This is a genomic window from Pseudomonas sp. 3JA (assembly GCF_036961705.1).
Classification (GTDB): domain Bacteria; phylum Pseudomonadota; class Gammaproteobacteria; order Pseudomonadales; family Pseudomonadaceae; genus Aquipseudomonas; species Aquipseudomonas fluorescens_Q.
Genome location: NZ_JBAMDJ010000001.1, coordinates 244,100 through 262,295 on the forward strand (window position 1 = coordinate 244,100; position 18,196 = coordinate 262,295).

An 18,196-nucleotide genomic window follows, 5' to 3' on the forward strand; every position below is an offset into this window, starting at 1 on the left:
CGACAGAAGACAAACACTCGACCCGCCTGGGAAATCACATGCCGCTTGCTGAACCGGAATGTGCCTCCCTTGAAAACGAACCGGATGAAAAAAAATTAATGGCTGGCAGCCTTTTGAATATGGGGGTTTGACGCAGCAAGGGCATTTTTTTCACATCATGGCCCTCATGATTGTGCGTCCTCGTTCGTCCTATTACAGGAGAGTATCCGTGACCTTTTCTGATCAGGCTGGTAAGGAGTTTTTGCATGCGTAACGCGCAACTGCCCATGGAGGGCAAGCCAAGGGCGACCGGCGTCTCGCTGAGCGCCCCCCACCGTGTATTCGACAGGCCGGCAGAGCGAGGCGGCAATGACCACATCAGACGCTTGCTCAAGAGCTTCGGGCTCAGGACCAGCCTGATTCGTCTCAAAGTCATCGACGCGCTGCTCAAGGCCGCCCAGGAAAACCGCAGCCTGGGCGTGCGCGGGGTGCACAGCCAGTTATTGGGGCTGGACATTCCATTGTCCTTTCTCAGCGTGCGTGAGGTGTTGAAGCGCTTGTGCAGCGAGGGCGTCGTCACCCTCAACCCGGATAAAAGCTACCGCCTGCACCCCAGTGCGATGGCCGTGCTCAAGGCCGAGGAATGAAGCCGGCGCTCAGGACTTGACCTTGCGCCGCATCACGCCGTTGATCACCACCACGATGACCGCCACGGCGATGGCAATGTATTGAAACAGCTGCTCGCTGATCATGCCCTTGCCCTGCATCCACGACAGCCCCAGCATGATTGCCAGGACGACGAGGACTATCAGAATCGAGTATTTCAAACGTTGTGAATGAGTCATTACCAATTTCCTGAATGTATCCGCTCTGTGTCCGAAGGCTTGCCAAGTCCATACCGTATTGCGGGAATGGCGGGCTGCCAACGGGGTCCCATGGTACAGCCGAAGGAGCGTATTCGCGCAACCGCGGCGGTTAATCATGAGGAATTATGTATGTTTCGTCGTATCAGCCTATTGCTTGCCTTGTTGTTCACCCTGACCCTGAGTGGCTGCCTGTTTTTCCCCCACGACCGCAGTCATGGGGATCGACCTGATCACCGTGGCGGCCCGGGCTTCGACATGCCCCGCTAACTGTCTTTTTGGCGTGGGAGCAAGCTCCCTCGCCAACCTTATGCAACACTGGTTTTATCGCGCCTTGCCTTCCCCTGAAGCGGCGTCACCGCCATCACGAGCAAGCTCCCAAAGGACGTTATTCGCCCCTGCAACCTGACAATTCTGTAATCCCCGCTTCAGCCCCCCGTCAGCTCGCGCTCGCTACTCTGTTATCCTCCCTCCAAACCGTTCGACACGAGACCACCCCCATGGCCCATCCCCTGCACCTGCTCGCCTTGAGCGCCCTGTTCATGACCACCCTGGCCCAGGCAGCCGAACCAGTCACCATCGATGTACACCGCGATGCCAATTGCGGCTGCTGCAAAAAGTGGATCTCGCATCTGCAAGCAAACGGCTTCAAGGTCAACGACCATGTCGAAGCCGACATGAGTTCGGTCAAGCAGCGCCTGGGCGTGGCGCCGAACCTGCGTTCCTGCCACACCGCCGAGATCAACGGCAAATTCGTCGAAGGCCATGTCCCGGCCGACCAGGTGCTGGCGCTGAGCAAGCGCGATGACCTGCTCGGTGTCGCCGCGCCGGGCATGCCCATGGGCTCGCCCGGCATGGAAATGGACGGTATGAGCGATGCCTACCAAGTCATCGGCTTGAAGAAAAACGGGACCCAAACCGTAGTGGCGGATTACCCGGCCCACTAATGGGCGAAGCCTATATCGGCTTGTTCCTGGCGGCTTTCGGCGCGGCAACCTTGTTGCCGTTGCAATCGGAGGCGGTGTTGGTCGGCTTGTTGCTCAGCGAGCGCCATCTGGCCTGGCTGTTGCTGGCCGTTGCCACGCTCGGCAATGTCCTCGGCTCACTGGTGAACTGGTGGCTGGGCACGCGGCTGGAGCACTTCAAGGATCGGCGCTGGTTTCCGGTCAGCCCGGCCCACCTGGACAAGGCTCGCGTGCATTACCAACGCTTCGGCCACTGGTCACTGCTGCTCAGCTGGCTGCCGATCATCGGTGATCCGTTGACCTTGGTGGCCGGGGTAATGGGCGAACCGTGGCGGCGTTTCCTGCTGCTCGTGAGCCTTGCCAAGGGCCTGCGCTATGGCGTTCTGGCCCTGGCGACACTGGGATGGATGGACTGAACGTTCGGGCTGTTCGGTTGCCTGTGGTTAATGTCGCCATAATCGGGTCGCGCCAGGATCGGCGGCGGCCACAAGGAGATTGACCATGCCCCGTACCCCCGCGCGCTGGTTGCCCAGCCTGTTCCTCACCGCCGCCCTGCCCCTGTTCGCCCTGGCCGCCACCCCACCCGAAGGCCCGGCCTACGGAGCGCTGTTGGAGGGCTTCGAATACCCCTACACCCTCAAGCGCTTCGCCTTCCAGTCCCAGGGCCAGTCGTTGCAGATGGGCTATATGGACGTGCCGGCCCAAGGCAAGGTCAATGGCCGCACAGTGGTGCTGATGCATGGCAAGAATTTCTGCGCCGCCACCTGGGGCGATTCGATCAAGGTGCTCAGCGAAGCCGGCTACCGGGTCATCGCGGCGGACCAGGTCGGTTTCTGCACATCGAGTAAACCCGAGCATTACCAGTACAGCTTCCAGCAACTGGCGAGCAACACCCAGGCCTTGCTCAAGGCCCTCGGCGTACAGAAAGCCGTCATCCTCGGTCACTCCACCGGCGGCATGCTCGCCACCCGCTACGCCTTGCAGTTTCCCGACGAGGTCGAACGCCTGGCGATGGTCAACCCCATTGGCCTGGAAGACTGGAAAGCCTTGGGCGTACCCTATCGCACCGTGGACCAATGGTACGCGCGGGAGCTGAAAGTCAACGCCGAGGGTATTCGCAACTACGAGCGCACGACCTATTACGCAGGCCGCTGGAAACCTGAGTTCGAGCGCTGGGTAGACATGCTCGCCGGCTTGAACAAGGGCCCGGGTCATACGCAAGTGGCGTGGAACTCGGCGCTGATCTACGACATGATCTTCACCCAACCGGTCTATTACGAGTTCAAGGACTTGACGGTACCCACCCTGCTGCTGATCGGCACCTCGGACACCACCGCCATCGGCAGCGATATCGCGCCGCCGGCGGTCAAGGCCAAGCTGGGCCACTACGAGGTCTTGGGCAAGCAAGCCGCCCGGCTGATTCCCAGCTCGACGCTGGTGGAGTTCCCCAATCTGGGGCATGCCCCGCAGATGGAAGAGCCGGATCGGTTCCACAAGGCCCTGTTGAGCTGGCTGGACAAACCCATTCCCTGACGAGGTGTTCCATGGCGGTGCAAATAGCAGTCATAGACGATTGGCAAGATGTGGCACGTGACGTCGTGGACTGGTCGGTGCTGGACGGCGTCGGCCAGGTGACGTTTCTCCATGACTATCCCGCTGACCGCGATACCCTCGCCGAGCGCTTGCAGCGCTTCGAGGTGATCTGCGTGATGCGTGAACGCACATTGTTCGACGAAGGCCTGCTGCGTCGCTTGCCCAATCTGAAGCTGTTGCTCACGGGCGGCATGCGCAATGCCGCCCTGGACCTGAAGGCTGCCGCTGAGCTGGGTATCCAGGTATGCGGCACCGACAGCTACAAGCACGCCACGCCTGAATTGACCTGGGCGCTGATCATGGCCCTGACCCGCAACCTGATGCAGGAAGCCAACGCCCTGCGCGCCGGCCTGTGGCAGCAAGGCTTGGGCGGCGACCTGCACGGCAAGACGCTGGCGATCCTCGGCCTGGGCAGCATCGGTACGCGGGTGGCGCAGTTTGGCCAGGTGTTTGGCATGCGGGTCATCGCCTGGAGCCAGAACCTCAGCGCCGAGCGCGCCGCCGAAGTGGGCGTGACGTATGTGAGCAAACAGGCATTGTTCGAGCAGGCCGATATTCTTTCGATCCACCTGGTGCTCGGCGAACGCACCCGCGGCCTGGTGGATGCCCAGGCCCTGGCCTGGATGAAACCCGAGGCGCTGCTGGTCAACACCTCCCGCGGGCCGATCGTCGATGAAACCGCCCTGATCAACGCGCTGCAGCACAAGCGCCTGGCCGGCGCCGCCCTGGACGTATTCGCCCAGGAACCTTTGCCCGCCGCCCATCCGTTCCGAACCCTGGATAACGTACTGGCCACGCCGCATGTGGGCTATGTCAGCCGACAGAATTACCAGCGGTTCTATTCGCTGATGATTGAAGACCTGCTGGCCTGGGCGGCGGGCCAGCCGATCCGGTTACTGACGCCAGCAGGCTGAACCTAGAGCATCAACACACCTTCCCTTGTGGGAGCGAGCTTGCTCGCGATAGCGGCGGATCAGTTGCAAGGTCGGTGACTGGCACACCGCTATCGCGAGCAAGCTCGCTCCCACAGGAGACATCGTGTTTTATTGGCCATTAAAACGCCTCTATACCACCCGCCCTCCAATGGTGCGCCGCGCCATTCCATCGCGCACGCCGATGAAACAACGCCGTTCCCATACACCCCTCTGGTTTCAGAAAACTGCACTTCGTCGGTGCGTATCCCCCTTTGTCATGTAAGAGATTGCCGACAAAAACCGTGATTGTCGGACAATGCGACGAACCGAGCCGCACCGCTCTACGTTCTGACCTAGACTGCCTAACCGGGGGGAAAACCAGCCGGTCATCCAGACGAAAAAAAGTCGAAACTTTTCGCAACGGCGACAGGTCAGGTTAGAGGTAGGGCAACCGCGACTGGTGCAGTCCTTGCACTAGTCATTGCAACAGCTCCTTCAGCTGATTCGCTTCGCCGCATTGGGTAGCCGTTCGCTTTCCTTGCGTAGCGCTTGTGCGCCTGGCCGCAGGATTTGGCCAATGAAACAACAGCTCTGGCGCTTGCCGGAAACAGATCGAGAAAATGGGAGATATTTATGATCAGTGCTGCCTTGGAACCACAACAAGTTCGTTCTCAATTACCGCCCGCGGCCGAATCGCCAACGGCACCGGTGCTGGCCACCGGCGGCAAGGCACTGCTCCCCGTCGTTCGACAGAATCCCAACCGCAAGAAAGTATTATTTGTCACCTCGGAAATCGCCGACCTGGTAAAGACCGGCGGCCTGGGCGACGTCTCCTCCGCACTGCCCCGGGCCATGGCCGGGCTGCATGATGTCCGGGTGCTGATCCCCGGTTATCCGCAAGTGATGAACAGCGGCAATCCGATCCACATCATCGGCGAACTGGGCGGTCACGCAGCACTGCCGCCCTGCAAGATCGGGCGCATGGACATGGCCGACGGCCTGGTGATCTACGTCCTGATCTGCCCGGAACTCTTTGCCCGCGAAGGCTCCCCCTACGGAGCCAACAACGGTCGCGACTGGCCCGACAACCACATTCGCTTCGCTCGCCTGGGCCTGGCCGCGGCCGACATCGCCGCCAACCTCGCGCAGATCCATTGGTGCCCGGACCTGGTCCACGCCCACGACTGGCCAGCGGGGCTGGCGCCGGCCTATATGCACTGGCGCGGGCAACGCACCCCGACCCTGTTTACCATTCACAACCTGGCCTACCAGGGCGTCGTCAGCCTGGCGTCCTGCCCGGAACTGGGCATCCCCGAGCACGCCCTGCAACAGGAAGGCATGGAGTTCTACGGCAAACTGTCGTTTCTCAAGGCCGGGATGGCGTACTCCAGCCATATCACCACCGTCAGTGCCACCTATGCCCAGGAGATCACCACTCCGGCGTTTGGCTGCGGGCTCGACGGCTTCCTCGCTGCCAAGACCCAACAAGGCTTGCTCAGCGGCATTCCCAACGGTATCGATGAAAGCTGGGACTCGGCCACCGACACCCACCTGTTCCGTCAGTTCGCCATGGGCGACTGGGAAGGCAAGGCGGTCAATGCCTCCCATGTGCGCGAACTCTTTGGCCTCGACGACTCCACTGGCCCGCTGTTCGCCGTGGTTTCGCGCCTGGTCTACCAGAAAGGCCTGGACCTGACCGAAGCGGTCGCCGAGTTCATCGTCGAGTCCGGCGGCCAGATCGCCATCATCGGCCGTGGCGAACCGGAGGAAGAACAGGCCATGCGCGAACTGGCCCTGCGTTTCCCCGGACGCATCGGTGTGCGTATCGGCTTCAACGAAACCGATGCACGGCGGATGTTCGCCGGCAGCGACTTCCTGCTCATGCCGTCGCGCTACGAGCCCTGCGGCTTGAGCCAGATGTACGCCCAGCGCTTCGGCTCGCTGCCGGTGGCGCGCAATACCGGAGGGTTGGCCGACACCATCGAAGATGGCATCACCGGTTTCCTGTTCGATGAGTCCACCGCGGAAAGCTACAAACAGGCCTTGAGCCGGGCCTTCAAGGTCTTCGAGTTCCCCGACCTGCTCAACGCCATGCGCTGCCGGGCCATGTCGGCGCCGTTCAACTGGTGCAAGGCCGTGGAACCCTATGCCGAACTCTACGAACAGCTGGTGGCTAAGTCACTGGGAAAATCGGCCAGACAATGAGGTAACAATGACGTCAAGGACGCCTGAGACATGGACCCACGGGGCGGTCATGCTGGATGAAGAGCACACCCGCTTCGCCCTCTGGGCCCCGGATGCATTTTTTGTCAGTGTCGAGCTCGACACTGGAGATTCAATACCGCTACTGCCCCAAGCCGACGGCTGGTTCATGATCCAGACCCGTTGCCCCGCCGGCACCCGCTACCGCTACAACATCGATGGCGAGCTGGAGGTGCCGGACCCGGCCTCGCGCGCCCAGGCCGGCGACATCGACCGCCACAGCGTGGTGGTCGACCCGCATGCCTACTCATGGCGACACACCCAATGGTCCGGTCGCCCCTGGCACGAAGCCGTCATCTACGAATTGCACGTGGGCGCCCTGGGTGGTTTCGACGGCGTCGAACAGCATCTGGCACGCCTGGCCGGGCTGGGCATCACCGCCATCGAGCTGATGCCGTTGGCGCAGTTTCCCGGTGATCGCAACTGGGGCTACGACGGCGTCCTGCCCTACGCGCCCCAGGCCTCCTACGGCACGCCCGAACAGCTCAAGCATCTGATCGACAGCGCCCACGGCCATGGGCTGTCCGTCATCCTGGATGTGGTCTACAACCACTTCGGCCCCGACGGCAACTACCTGCACCGCTATGCCAAGGGCTTCTTCCGTGAAGACAAGCACACGCCCTGGGGCGCGGCGATTGATTTCCGCCGCCGCGAAGTGCGGGACTTCTTCATCGACAATGCGCTCATGTGGCTGCTGGAGTACCGTTTCGACGGCCTGCGCCTGGACGCGATACACGCCATTGAAGACCCGGACTTTCTCCAGGAACTGGCGACCCGAGTGCGCGAGCAGGTCGACCCGATCCGGCATGTCTGGCTGACCGTGGAAAACGAACACAACCAGGCCCACCTGCTGGAGCATGTCTACGACGCCCAGTGGAACGACGACGGACACAATGCCCTGCACGTGCTGCTGACCGGTGAGACCGACGCCTACTACGCCGACTATGCCGAGCAGCCGACCGAACAACTGGCACGTTGCCTGAGCCAGGGCTTCGTCTTCCAAGGCCATCTCAATCGCCATGGCGAAGCCCGGGGCGAGCCCAGCGGCCACTTGCCGCCGAGCGCGTTCGTGCTGTTCCTGCAGAACCATGACCAGATCGGCAACCGTGCCTTGGGCGAACGCCTGCATCAACTCGCCGCGCCCCAGGCCCTGCAAGCAGCGACAGTCTTGTTGCTGTTATCACCGATGATCCCGCTGCTGTTCATGGGCGACGAGGTGGCGGCCGAACAACCGTTCCTGTTCTTTACCAGCCACCACGGCGAGCTGGCAGAGCGGGTGCGCGAAGGCCGACGCAACGAGTTCAAGGCCTTCACCGCCTTTGCCGATCCACAGAAGCGCGAACGCATTCCCGACCCCAACGCCGCCAGCACCTTCGAGGCGTCACGCCCAAGCCTGGAATCGCAAGGCCCGGAGCAACAGGCCAACGAGGCGCTGTATCGGCAGTTGCTGAAAATCCGCCGTGAAGAGATCGTCCCGCGCCTGCCCGGTGCCCAGGCCCTGGGGACCGATGTGCTGGGCCATGGCGCCATCAGCGCACGCTGGCGATTGGGCGATGGCAGCGTGTTGCGCATCGACTTCAACCTGAGCGATCAGCCCGTCGAACACAATGCCCCAGAAGAGGCACGCATTCTTTTCGAACATCCGCAGCAGGTCATGGGTCTGTTGCAACAGGGCGTCCTTGCGCCCTACAGCGCGCTGGTCAGTCTGACGCAGGCGACAACCTTGCCCAACATCACTGGAGAGCGCCTATGAGCGATGCGCAACTGGAAATCCTCGCCAGCCGAGCGGGCCTGGCGGTGGATTGGATCGATGCCAATGGCCGGGCCCAGAAAGTCTCGCCGGCGGTCTTGCGTTCGGTCCTCAGCGGCCTGGGCCATCCGGCCGGCAGCGCCCAAGAAATCGACGCCAGCCTGCTGCAGTTGCAGGAAGCTCAACAGAACCATCAATTGCCACCGCTGATCACCGCCGACGTCGGGGTCAGCCTGGACTTGAGCCGCTACTTCGAGGCCGGGACACCCTGCGAAATCAAACTCGAAGAGGGTGCGACACTGAATTTGAACCTCGATGCCGATGCCAAGCTGCCGGGGATGGTCCCGGTGGGTTATCAGCATGTCAGCATCCAGGACCAGCATTTCACCCTGGCCGTCGCGCCGGCCCGCTGCTACAGCGTGGCCGATGCAGTGGACGACCCGACGCCCCGGGCCTGGGGCCTGAGCGCGCAACTGTATGCCCTGCGCCGCCCCGGTGACGGTGGCTTCGGTGACACCCAGGCCTTGGAGGAGCTGGCGCGGGTGGCCGGCGAGCGCGGCGCCGAGGCCATTGCCATCAGCCCGATGCACGCGATGTTCAGCAGCGACACCGGGCGCTACAGCCCCTACTCACCGTCGAGCCGACTGTTTTTCAACAGCCTTTACGCCGCGCCGGGCACCATCCTTGGTGAACGTGCGCTGCGCACCGCCATCGACGCCACTGGCTTGACCAATCAACTGCGCACCCTGGAAGAGCAGCCGCTGATCGACTGGCCGGTCGCCGCCCAGGCCAAACAGAAAATCCTGCGTGCCCTGTACGACGGTTTCAGCCAGGGTGAGCATCCGTTGCATGAGGACTTCAGCAGTTTCCGCCACACCAGCGGCGAAGCCCTGGAAAACCATTGCCGCTTCGAGGCCTTGCAGGCCGAACGCGCCGCCCGGGGGGAAAGCCTCGACTGGCGCCACTGGCCAGAAGAATGGCGCGACCCGCGCAGCCCCGCCCTGGCCCATTTCGCCGAGGAAAATGCCGATGAGATCGGCTTCTACGCTTTTTGCCAATGGTTGATCGCCCGCTGCCTGGAGCGCGCCCAGAGCGCAGCCAGATCCAGCGGCATGGGCATCGGTCTGATCGCCGACCTGGCGGTGGGTGCCGATGGCGGTGGCAGCCAGGCCTGGAGCCGGCAGGACGAACTGCTCGCCTCGCTGACTGTGGGCGCCCCGCCGGACATTCTCAACCGCTCCGGCCAAGGCTGGGGCATCTCGGCGTTTTCCCCGGAAGGCCTGGTGCGCAACGGCTTTCGCGCCTTCATTGAAATGCTGCGGGCCAACTTTGCCCACGCCGGAGGCTTGCGCATCGATCATGTCATGGGCTTGCAACGACTGTGGGTGATCCCTAACGACGCTCCACCTTGCGATGGCGCCTACCTGTATTACCCGGTAGACGACCTGCTGCGTCTATTGGCACTGGAATCCCATCGTCATCAGGCTATCGTGCTCGGCGAAGACCTCGGTACCGTGCCCGATGGCCTGCGGGACAAGCTCAGCGCCCGCTCGATCCTGGGCATGCGCGTGCTGTTGTTCGAACAGGACAACACCCACTTCAAGCCAATTCTCGACTGGCCGGACAATGCCCTGGCCACCACCAGCACCCATGACTTGCCGACGCTCAATGGCTGGTGGCACGGTCATGACATCGACTGGAACGCCCGGCTCGACCTGATCGATTCCCACACCGAAATGGACTGGCGCAAACACCGCGAGCGCGAACGCGAAGGCCTGCGCCACGTGCTGAACCAGGACCCGCAGAACTTTCGCGAAGAACACCGCGAGACCGACCAGGTGCTCGATGCCAGCGTGCGCTTCCTCGGTCACACCCGCGCACCACTGGTATTGTTGCCGCTCGAAGACGCCCTGGGGATCGAGGAGCAGGCCAACCTGCCGGGCACCATCGACACCCACCCCAATTGGCGCCGCCGCCTGTCCGGGCAAAGCCAGGCGTTGCTGGATCACCCGGACGCTGCCCGGCGTCTGGAAATACTCGCCTGTGCCAGGCTTCAGGCGAACGAGCGTGACCGATGAAACAGACGTTGATCCAACCCCTGCGGGCAACATTGCGCCTGCAGTTTCATAAAGGCTTTACCCTGGACGACGCCATCCCCCAGGTGCCGTACTTCGCCTCGCTGGGCATCAGCCACCTGTATGCCTCGCCGCTGCTCAAGGCTCGCGCCGGGTCCATGCACGGCTACGACGTCGTCGACCCGACCCTGGTCAACCCTGAACTGGGTGGCGAAGCCGCGCTCAAGCGCCTGGTCGCGACCTTGCGCGAACATCGCATGGGGCTGATCCTCGACATCGTGTCCAATCACATGGCCGTCGGCGGCAACGACAACCCCTGGTGGCTGGACTTGCTGGAATGGGGGCGCCTGAGCCCCTACGGTGAGTTCTTCGACATCCAGTGGCATTCCCCCGATCCACTGATGGAAGGCCAATTGCTGCTGCCGTTCTTGGGCAGCGACTACGGCGTGGCGTTGCAGGAAGGCACCTTGCAACTGCACTTCGATGCCAGCCAAGGCAGCTTCTACGTCGAGCACTACGAACACCGCTTCCCGATTTGCCCGATGCACTACGGCGAACTGCTCAAACCCAGCGAAACCTTGCCCGCCGAGCAAACCGAATCGCTCAAGGCCCTGGCCGAGCGCTTCACCACGCTGAATTATCAGACCGATGCCCATACCCTCGCCCGCCCGTTGCAAAAAGAATTGCAGGACTTGGCGGCGCAAGCGGGCATCCTCGCCGCCATCAAGGACAACCTGGACGGCTACGACTCCACTCAACCCGAAGGCTTCGAGCGCCTGCACCAACTGCTCGAGCGCCAGAGCTACCGGCTCGCCAGCTGGCGCACGGCGGCGGACGACATCAATTGGCGGCGTTTTTTCGATGTCAACGAGCTGGGTGGGCTGCGGGTCGAGCGTCCGGCGGTATTCGAGGCGACCCATGCCAAGATTTTCCAATTGATCGGCGAAGGCCTGGTGGACGGCCTGCGGATCGATCACATCGACGGCCTTGCCGACCCTCGCGGTTACTGTCGCAAATTGCGCAGACGCGTCGATTCGCTGTCGCCGACCCGACACCTGCCGATTTTCGTCGAGAAGATCCTCGGCGATGGCGAGACGTTGCGGCAGGACTGGAACATCGACGGCAGCACCGGCTACGAGTTCATGAACCAGGTCTCGCTGCTGCAGCATGACCCGGCCGGTGCCGCCCCCCTCGCCGAATTCTGGAGCCAGCACAGTGAACGGCCAGCGCACTTCATTGAAGAGGCCCGTCTGGCCCGCCAGCAGATTCTCAATGGCTCCCTGGCCGGGGATTTCGAAAGCGTTGCCCAGGCCCTCCTGCAAGTGGCCCGGGACGATGTGATGACCCGCGACCTGACCCTGGGTGCGATTCGGCGGGCCTTGCAGGAACTGATCGTGCATTTCCCGGTGTATCGCACCTACATCACGCCCCTGGGGCGCTCGGCCGAAGACGAGGTGTTCTTCAACCAGGCCCTGGAAGGCGCCCGGCAAACCCTGAGCGAAGCTGACTGGCCGGTGATCGATTGCCTGGCCGGATGGCTCGGTGGGATGCCCTGGCGGCAACGTCCACGCGGCAACCAGCGTAAACGCTTGCGCCATGCCTGCGTGCGTTTCCAGCAACTGACCTCGCCGGCCGCCGCCAAAGCGGTGGAGGACACCGCCCTCTATCGCTCGGCGGTGCTGTTGTCACGCAATGACGTGGGCTATGACACCGAGCGCTTCAGCGCCCCGCCTCAGGTGTTCCACCACGCCTGCCTCGATCGACTCGAACATTTTCCCGACAACCTGATCACCACCGCCACCCACGACCACAAGCGCGGCGAAGACACCCGCGCCAGGCTGGCCGTGCTCAGCGAACGCGCCGATTGGTACACCGCCTGCGTGGAGCAATGGCGCATCCTCTCGCCTTCGCTGCACAGTGACCCGGCGGCGCCCTCGGCCGGGGATGAACTGATTCTGTACCAGGCCCTGCTCGGCAGTTGGCCGTTGGACCTCGACCTCCAGGACCACAAAGCCCTGGCCGCCTACAACGAGCGCCTGTGGCAATGGCAACGCAAGGCCCTGCGCGAAGCCAAGCTGCAAAGCAGCTGGGCGGCGGTCAACGACGCTTATGAGCAAGCCACCCAGATGTTCCTCGAACGGTTACTGCTGGGCGATGAGGGGTTGCCCTTGCGCAGCGCCATCGCCGAGGCGGTCCAGGCCATCGCCCCGGCGGGCGCCCTCAACAGTCTGGCGCAAACTTTGCTGCGCATGACCGTACCCGGCGTACCGGACCTGTACCAAGGCAACGAGTTCTGGGATTTCAGCCTGGTGGACCCGGATAACCGTCGTCCGGTGGATTTCCAGGCACGCCGCGAGGCGTTAGGGGCCGACAGCACGCCAGCCGCGTTGATTCGCGATTGGCGTGACGGCCGGATCAAACAGGCATTGATCGCCAGGACACTGGCCGTGCGAGCCGAGTATCCGCTGCTATGGCGCCAGGGTCGCTACCAGCCGCTGGAAGTGCTCGGCGAGCAAGCGGAGCGAGTATTGGCCTTCATGCGTGAAGACTCGCAACAACGGGCGATCATTGTTGTACCTGTCCATGCGGCGCCGTTGCTGGAAAACAGTGCCACGCCGCTGGTGGCTGCGTCGGATTGGGGCGATACCCGTGTGTCGTTACCGTTCGCCGCCGGGGATGAAAAACTGAAGGGACTTTTTTCAAGCGCAACAGTCACACCCCAAAGGGAGCTGCTGATCAGCACCGCTCTGGGGAATTTCCCGGTCAATGTCTTTATCCAACCTTGAGTTGAATCAGGAGCACTGCGATGAGTACCGACGATAAACGCATTCGCGAATTCGCCTATCAGATCTGGGAGTCCGAGGGTAAGCCCGCCGGGCAGGAGAAACGCCACTGGGAGATGGCGCGCAAACTGGCCGAAGCCGAAGCGCTGGCGCCGAGCAAGCCACCCAAGGCGGCGAGCAAACCAGCGGCCAGCAAAACCGATGGCGCCAAGCCTGCTGCCGCCAAGAGCGCCACGGCCAAGACTGCCGCAAAAAACACGTCGCCCAAGGCCAAGCCTGCGGCCAAACCCTCCGCGGCGACTGCAGCAGTAGTGCCACCCGCCAACAAAACAGCGGACAAGAAGCCCCGGGCACCGCGCAAGCCGCCGGCTGTTTGATTGATCCTATCGGTCTCCTCGTCAGATGGGAGCAACGCCTGCTCGCGAAACCGGCGCCTCGATTCCAGCAGGCGCGCATCGCTGCATCGCGGGCAAGCCTTGCTCCCACAGAGAAACAACTTTTGTCCCGCATAGCGGGGACAAATCCCCTCGTCACAGGTGAAGGGTGGAACCACCCACCCCAAGTGAACCGCATCGCTGAATCTGTCTGTCTTTTGCAGGAGCAACTATGACCCGTCCAAAAAAAAACACGCCGCCGCCCGTGATCGAGGCTTCGCGGATTCGTGAAGGGCTGCCTTTTCCACTGGGTGCAACCTGGGATGGCCTCGGGGTCAATTTCGCGCTGTTTTCAGCCAATGCCACCAAGGTCGAACTGTGCATTTTCGACGATGCCGGCGAGGTCGAACTCGAACGCATCGAGCTGCCGGAGTACACCGACGAGATTTACCACGGCTATCTGCCGGATGCCCACCCGGGCTTGATCTATGGCTACCGGGTCTACGGCCCATACGACCCGGCGAACGGCCACCGTTTCAACCCCAACAAGTTGCTGATCGACCCGTATGCCAAGCAACTGGTCGGCCAGTTGAAGTGGTCGGAAGCCCTCTTCGGCTACACCATCGGCCATCCCGATGGCGACCTCAGTTTCGATGAGCGCGACAGCGCCCCGTTCGTCCCCAAGTGCAAAGTCATCGACCCTGCGCATACCTGGGGCCACGACCATCGCGTCAGCGTCCCCTGGGACAAGACCATCCTGTATGAGACCCACGTGCGCGGCCTCACCATGCGTCACCCTTCGGTGCCTGAGAACCTGCGTGGTACGTTCGCCGGGCTGATGGTCGATGATGTGCTGGAGCATATCCGCAAGCTGGGTGTCTCTTCGGTGGAACTGCTGCCCATCCATGCCTTCGTCAATGACCAGCACCTGCTGCACAAAGGCATGACCAACTACTGGGGTTACAACAGCATCGCCTTCTTTGCCCCGGACCCACGTTACCTGGCCAGCGGCAAGATCGCCGAGTTCAAGGAGATGGTCGCCCACCTGCACGAGGCCAACCTGGAAGTCATCCTCGACGTGGTCTACAACCACACCGCCGAAGGCAACGAACAGGGGCCCACCCTGTCCATGCGCGGCATCGATAACGCCTCGTACTACCGGCTGATGCCCGACGACAAACGCTACTACATCAACGATTCCGGCACCGGTAATACCCTGGACCTGAGCCATCCTTGCGTTCTGCAAATGGTCACCGACTCCCTGCGCTATTGGGCCACGGAGATGCACGTCGATGGCTTCCGCTTCGACCTGGCGACCATTCTGGGCCGCTACCATGACGGTTTCGACGAGCGCCACAGCTTCCTTGTGGCCTGCCGCCAGGACCCGGTGCTGCGCCAGGTGAAAATGATCGCCGAGCCTTGGGACTGCGGCCCCGGGGGCTACCAGGTGGGACGCTTCCCGCCGGGCTGGGTCGAATGGAACGACAAGTTCCGCGACACGGTGCGGGCCTTCTGGAAGGGCGACGACGGCCAGCTTGCCGATTTCGCCAGCCGAATGACGGCCTCGGGCGAGATGTTCAACCAGCGTGGTCGGCGTCCGTACGCCTCGGTGAACTTCGTCACCGCCCATGACGGTTTCACCTTGCATGACCTGGTGTCGTACAACGACAAGCACAACGAGGCCAACGACGAGAACAACCAGGATGGCAGCAATAACAACCTGTCCTGGAACCATGGCGTCGAAGGGCCGACGGACGATCCAGAGATCAACGCGCTGCGTCATCGGCAGATGCGCAACTTCTTCGCCACCCTGCTGCTGGCCCAAGGTACGCCGATGATCGTCGCCGGCGACGAATTCGCCCGTACCCAGCACGGCAATAACAACGCCTATTGCCAGGACAGCGAGATCGGTTGGATCAATTGGGACCTGAGCGAGGATGGCGCGACGCTGCTCAAGTTCGTCAAGCGCCTGATCAAGTTGCGCCTGACCTATCCGATCCTGCGACGCGGGCGGTTCCTGGTGGGTAACTACAACGAGGACATCGGCGTCAAGGACGTGACCTGGCTGGCCCCGGACGGCAGCGAAATGACCATTGAGCAATGGCAGGACAGCCATGGTCGCTGCCTCGGCATGCTGATGGACGGCCGCGCCCAGGAGACCGGCATTCGACGCAAGGCCGGCGATGCGACGCTGCTACTGGTGGTCAACGCCCACCATGACATCGTCAACTTCCGCTTGCCGGAAGTCCCCGAGGGCAGTTTCTGGACCTGCATGGTCGACACCAACCAGCCGACCGTTCGAGGACAAGAGCGCTTCGATTTCGATTCCGAATATTCCGTCACCGGGCGCTCGCTGCTGCTGTTTGAGCTGCAACGCGAAGAAGAGGAATGAAGTACCGGTTGTAAACCGCCAGAGAGACCGCAAGGACGCGGTTTTTCGCTGCACACAGCCCAGTTTGAAGAAAAAAGTGCAGTTCAGACACACATCTCGCAAGACGAATCGGCCGACATGGTCAATACTTCACATGCGGTAGTCTCCAGGATTCGGAGCGCTGTGAATCGCAGCCATACCCACGCGGGCGTCATCGGACAGTAGACCCGGTAGATGGCTGAAAGATTGAATACACACAAGGATGTCTCTCATGAAACCCGCCTCTCGCTTGCCCGGCCGGCAGCATCCGCAAATCTGGAACAGCGCTGCGCAACTGGCCGATATCCCGATTATCAGTACCCAGACGCTCATTCCCGCCGGCGCCCGCGCGGTCGTCCTCTCCCCGCATCCAGGCGATGAGATCGGCGCCTGTGGCGGATTGCTGCAGTTGCTGAACAATCTGGATCAACCCATGTTACTGATCTCGGTCTCCGATGGAGCCCTGATCCATCCCGGTTCACCGTTGTGGACCGATGAGCGCCTGCGTACACACCGCCCTCACCCGCAGGAAAGCGTGGACGCCCTACATCGCCTGGGCATAGCCGCCCATGGCCTGCAATGGGTACGCGGCGGCTTCCCGGAAAAGGCCTTGGCCGAACACGAGGCCGAGCTCACCGACTTCATTGCACGTCACCTGCGCCCCGGTGACGTGGTGTTCAGCACCTGGCGCCAGGATGGCGACAGTGACCACGAGACCGTCGGGCGCGCCGGGGCCCTGGCCGCCGACAGGATCGGGGTGGCGTTCAACGAACTGCCGGTATGGGCCTGGCACTGGCCGGTCCGTGAGCAAAACAAGATCCCCTGGCACCGGGCCCGTAAACTGCGCCTGGATGTCTGGACTACCGCCCGCAAGCGTCACGCCATGTACGCTTACGTCAGCCAACTCAACGGCGAACCGGCGAGCGGCATCGCCCCGCTGGTGCCCCGGGTTATCCTGGATCGGATGGGTATGCCGTATGAGATTGTCTTCATCTGAACACCTGCCTGTAGGAACTGGGCTTGTTCGTGATGGTGGTGGTTCGGATACACCGCTTTCGCGAGCAAGCTCGCGATAGCGCTCGGCACGGCAAGGACACGAAAAATCCGGAACTGCCGACGCCTTGGGTCAGTCGCATGAACAGGTACGTCTGATTCAGGAGGGAACGTGACTCAAGATCCCGATTGGCGGGCCGTCGAACCAATGCCATCGGAGCTGCCTGCGGCGGTTCATCGGCTGCGGATCCTGACGGTCAATACCCACAAGGGTTTCACCGCCCTCAACCGTCGCTTCATCCTCCCCGAATTGCGCGAAGCGGTGCGCAGTACCGGCGCCGACCTGGTGTTCCTGCAAGAGGTGCTGGGCGAACATGACCGACACGCGTCACGCTACGACAACTGGCCCCAGACATCCCAGTACGAATTCCTCGCCGACAGCATGTGGAGCGACTTCGCCTACGGCCGCAATGCCGTCTACCCCGATGGCCACCATGGCAACGCCCTGCTCTCCAAATACCCGATCCGCCAGTTTCGCAATCTCGATGTGTCCATCACCGGCCCGGAGCGGCGCGGGTTGTTGCACTGTGTGCTGGATGTGCCCGGGCACGCCGCTGTCCACGGGATCTGCGTGCACTTGAGTCTTCTGGAAAGCCATCGCCAATTGCAGCTCAAACTGCTCTGCCAACTGCTCGATTCGCTGCCCGAGGACGCCCCGGTGATCATTGCCGGCGACTTCAATGACTGGCAGCTGCGTGGCAACCTCGCCCTCGCCCGCCGTGGCTATCTACATGAAGCCTTCGAGCACCACCATGGTCGCCCCGCCAGGACCTATCCAGCCCGCTTCCCGCTGTTGCGCCTGGACCGTATTTATCTGCGCAACGCCAGCAGCCATGCCCCGCAAATCCTGGGCAACAAACCGTGGACGCACCTGAGCGATCACCTGCCGCTTTCGGTGGAAGTGCATTTGTAGAGCGTAATGCTGTTCACTTAAGAAAATGATGGACCTGTGGCGAGGGAGCTTGCTCCCGCTTGGCTGCGAAGCAGTCGTAAACCGGCGGGTGCGGTGTGTCTGATGCTGCGCATTTGGCAGGTTTAGGGGCCGCTTCGCAGCCCAGCGGGAGCAAGCTCCCTCGCCACGGGTTTGTCGATGGCCTTAAGTGAACGAGATTAATTTGTAGAGCGGGCCTTTTCTGCTCTTCCTGCCCGCGGACCTGTAAGTTCTGACAGTAGCG

General features: G+C 62.2%; 15 protein-coding genes. 14 read left to right on the top strand and 1 reads right to left on the bottom strand.

Going from position 1 to position 18,196, the window contains the following annotated elements; translation table 11 throughout:
* The first annotated feature begins 245 nt into the window (after positions 1-245).
* Positions 246-626 (top strand): hypothetical protein, encoded by a 381-nt coding sequence (locus tag V7773_RS01065; RefSeq protein ID WP_063321175.1) that lies wholly within the window; start codon positions 246-248, stop codon positions 624-626.
* A gap of 9 nt (positions 627-635) precedes the next feature.
* Here V7773_RS01065 and V7773_RS01070 read toward each other — a convergent pair whose 3' ends face one another.
* The gene (locus V7773_RS01070) at positions 636-824 is read right to left on the bottom strand and encodes a hypothetical protein (protein WP_003202135.1); all 189 of its coding nucleotides are present in this window, start codon (positions 822-824) and stop codon (positions 636-638) included.
* Between the two features lie 150 nt (positions 825-974).
* On the opposite strand from V7773_RS01070, the gene V7773_RS01075 reads away from it, so the two are divergent.
* The 13 genes from V7773_RS01075 to V7773_RS01135 all read left to right on the top strand — a co-directional run bounded on the left by V7773_RS01075 (position 975) and on the right by V7773_RS01135 (position 17,934).
* Positions 975-1,112, top strand: a complete 138-nt coding sequence (locus tag V7773_RS01075) for a hypothetical protein (RefSeq protein ID WP_175456207.1) — start codon at positions 975-977, stop codon at positions 1,110-1,112.
* Positions 1,113-1,342: 230 nt separating this feature from the next.
* On the top strand, positions 1,343-1,789 hold the full coding sequence (locus V7773_RS01080) for a DUF411 domain-containing protein (protein WP_092143174.1): 447 nt from the start codon (positions 1,343-1,345) through the stop codon (positions 1,787-1,789).
* On the top strand, positions 1,789-2,223 hold the full coding sequence (locus tag V7773_RS01085; RefSeq protein ID WP_336071785.1) for a YqaA family protein: 435 nt from the start codon (positions 1,789-1,791) through the stop codon (positions 2,221-2,223). The genes V7773_RS01080 and V7773_RS01085 overlap by 1 nt, the downstream gene beginning before the upstream one ends.
* Before the next feature lie 85 nt (positions 2,224-2,308).
* Entirely contained in the window at positions 2,309-3,340 is a 1,032-nt protein-coding gene (locus V7773_RS01090; protein ID WP_336071786.1) for an alpha/beta fold hydrolase, read from the top strand.
* An 11-nt stretch (positions 3,341-3,351) separates the two neighbouring features.
* Entirely contained in the window at positions 3,352-4,314 is a 963-nt protein-coding gene (locus V7773_RS01095; RefSeq protein ID WP_336071787.1) for a D-2-hydroxyacid dehydrogenase family protein, read from the top strand.
* Positions 4,315-4,947: 633 nt separating this feature from the next.
* Positions 4,948-6,519, top strand: coding sequence for a glycogen synthase GlgA (gene glgA / locus V7773_RS01100; protein ID WP_092143163.1), 1,572 nt, complete (start codon positions 4,948-4,950; stop codon positions 6,517-6,519).
* A 7-nt stretch (positions 6,520-6,526) separates the two neighbouring features.
* On the top strand, positions 6,527-8,329 hold the full coding sequence (gene treZ, locus V7773_RS01105; protein ID WP_336071790.1) for a malto-oligosyltrehalose trehalohydrolase: 1,803 nt from the start codon (positions 6,527-6,529) through the stop codon (positions 8,327-8,329).
* Positions 8,326-10,404, top strand: coding sequence for a 4-alpha-glucanotransferase (gene malQ, locus V7773_RS01110; RefSeq protein WP_336071792.1), 2,079 nt, complete (start codon positions 8,326-8,328; stop codon positions 10,402-10,404). The genes treZ and malQ overlap by 4 nt, the downstream gene beginning before the upstream one ends.
* On the top strand, positions 10,401-13,187 hold the full coding sequence (locus V7773_RS01115) for a malto-oligosyltrehalose synthase (RefSeq protein ID WP_092224187.1): 2,787 nt from the start codon (positions 10,401-10,403) through the stop codon (positions 13,185-13,187). Before malQ ends, V7773_RS01115 begins: the two co-directional genes overlap by 4 nt.
* Positions 13,188-13,207: 20 nt before the next feature.
* A complete protein-coding gene (locus V7773_RS01120) occupies positions 13,208-13,561 on the top strand; it encodes a DUF2934 domain-containing protein (protein WP_063321168.1) in 354 nt (117 codons plus the stop codon).
* Positions 13,562-13,790: 229 nt separating this feature from the next.
* Entirely contained in the window at positions 13,791-15,950 is a 2,160-nt protein-coding gene (gene glgX / locus V7773_RS01125; RefSeq protein ID WP_092143151.1) for a glycogen debranching protein GlgX, read from the top strand.
* 250 nt (positions 15,951-16,200) lie between these two features.
* A complete protein-coding gene (locus V7773_RS01130) occupies positions 16,201-16,965 on the top strand; it encodes a PIG-L deacetylase family protein (protein ID WP_063321166.1) in 765 nt (254 codons plus the stop codon).
* 204 nt (positions 16,966-17,169) lie between these two features.
* The gene (locus V7773_RS01135; RefSeq protein ID WP_219737683.1) at positions 17,170-17,934 is read left to right on the top strand and encodes an endonuclease/exonuclease/phosphatase family protein; all 765 of its coding nucleotides are present in this window, start codon (positions 17,170-17,172) and stop codon (positions 17,932-17,934) included.
* Positions 17,935-18,196: the final 262 nt, after the last annotated feature.

Excerpts from the sequence above, each read along its gene's own strand:
- V7773_RS01065 (WP_063321175.1), top strand. The coding sequence starts at position 246 with ATGCGTAACGCGCAACTGCCCATGGAGGGCAAGCCAAGGGCGACCGGC.
- V7773_RS01070 (WP_003202135.1), bottom strand. The coding sequence starts at position 824 with ATGACTCATTCACAACGTTTGAAATACTCGATTCTGATAGTCCTCGTC.
- V7773_RS01075 (WP_175456207.1), top strand. The coding sequence starts at position 975 with ATGTTTCGTCGTATCAGCCTATTGCTTGCCTTGTTGTTCACCCTGACC.
- V7773_RS01080 (WP_092143174.1), top strand. The coding sequence starts at position 1,343 with ATGGCCCATCCCCTGCACCTGCTCGCCTTGAGCGCCCTGTTCATGACC.
- V7773_RS01085 (WP_336071785.1), top strand. The coding sequence starts at position 1,789 with ATGGGCGAAGCCTATATCGGCTTGTTCCTGGCGGCTTTCGGCGCGGCA.
- V7773_RS01090 (WP_336071786.1), top strand. The coding sequence starts at position 2,309 with ATGCCCCGTACCCCCGCGCGCTGGTTGCCCAGCCTGTTCCTCACCGCC.
- V7773_RS01095 (WP_336071787.1), top strand. The coding sequence starts at position 3,352 with ATGGCGGTGCAAATAGCAGTCATAGACGATTGGCAAGATGTGGCACGT.
- glgA (WP_092143163.1), top strand. The coding sequence starts at position 4,948 with ATGATCAGTGCTGCCTTGGAACCACAACAAGTTCGTTCTCAATTACCG.
- treZ (WP_336071790.1), top strand. The coding sequence starts at position 6,527 with ATGACGTCAAGGACGCCTGAGACATGGACCCACGGGGCGGTCATGCTG.
- malQ (WP_336071792.1), top strand. The coding sequence starts at position 8,326 with ATGAGCGATGCGCAACTGGAAATCCTCGCCAGCCGAGCGGGCCTGGCG.
- V7773_RS01115 (WP_092224187.1), top strand. The coding sequence starts at position 10,401 with ATGAAACAGACGTTGATCCAACCCCTGCGGGCAACATTGCGCCTGCAG.
- V7773_RS01120 (WP_063321168.1), top strand. The coding sequence starts at position 13,208 with ATGAGTACCGACGATAAACGCATTCGCGAATTCGCCTATCAGATCTGG.
- glgX (WP_092143151.1), top strand. The coding sequence starts at position 13,791 with ATGACCCGTCCAAAAAAAAACACGCCGCCGCCCGTGATCGAGGCTTCG.
- V7773_RS01130 (WP_063321166.1), top strand. The coding sequence starts at position 16,201 with ATGAAACCCGCCTCTCGCTTGCCCGGCCGGCAGCATCCGCAAATCTGG.
- V7773_RS01135 (WP_219737683.1), top strand. The coding sequence starts at position 17,170 with ATGCCATCGGAGCTGCCTGCGGCGGTTCATCGGCTGCGGATCCTGACG.